Raw genomic sequence first — 829 nt, forward strand, 5'->3', positions numbered from 1 at the left:
ATGTAGCGGATGCCGATGTTGCCCAGGGCCGGCAGCAGCAGCGCGGGCAGCGCCAGCCACCGTAGGCGCAGGAGTTCACGGTTGTAGTGGCGCAGCGCCAGCAGGACCGCACTCCTGCCCGGCGCGGAACCGTAGGTGTCAGAGGTGCCCATCACACTCCCGGAGGTGAGGAAGCGGGCAGTGTCCCGTCGAACAAGGTTCTCAGTCCATGCATTTACGGCGGAGCGGTGATAATCGGACACTGTGTCGCCGGGTTCCGCAGCACCCGCCCGCCTTGCCAGGGCAACGATCGGGCCGGTTCGGTAGTCGTAGGAGGCGACATACACCAGCCTGCTGTGCCTGCCGCCAACTGCCGTCGTTCGGTGAGTGGTTGGGAGCATGGCGCGTTGCCCGTGGAGGATTCATGAGCCATTACGTCCCACCGATGGGCGAGAGACACGTCGGCGAGCGCGAGGTCTCTTCACCCACCCGCGCCACGCACGCCTCGTGGCGCAATCCCGTCCGGAACGCAGCAAGGCGCGGTGCCGTGGTAGGTGCCGTCGTCGTGGTGGTGGGAGCGGGGGCCTCGGCTGAGGCCGCGTCCGATACCTCGCGCAGTGAACCGGTGGTCAGCGGTGCTGTCGTCAACTCCGGGCATGACGTCATCGTGGGGATCACGCGCAACGTGGTGTTCCCGGTCACGGTCACCGGATCGGATGACTCCGGGCTGTCCTTTGTCGATGTGGACCTGAAAGGACCTCACGGCGGTTTCTACACCACCGACGCGTTCTGCGAGACCGCCACGGACTGCACGACGGTGTTCACCGTCAACGCCCACCCGGCTCCCGGC

The 829-nt window shown here is 66.6% G+C and carries 2 pseudogenes; one reads left to right on the top strand and one right to left on the bottom strand.

The window, feature by feature from the left end:
* Positions 1-242, bottom strand: a pseudogene (locus TN53_RS48835) (ABC transporter ATP-binding protein); the annotation flags it as partial.
* A 161-nt stretch (positions 243-403) separates the two neighbouring features.
* Here TN53_RS48835 and TN53_RS47650 point away from each other — a divergent pair.
* Positions 404-829: pseudogene (locus tag TN53_RS47650) on the top strand (hypothetical protein); the annotation flags it as partial.

Source organism: Streptomyces sp. WM6386 (assembly GCF_000972385.1).
GTDB lineage: Bacteria > Actinomycetota > Actinomycetes > Streptomycetales > Streptomycetaceae > Streptomyces.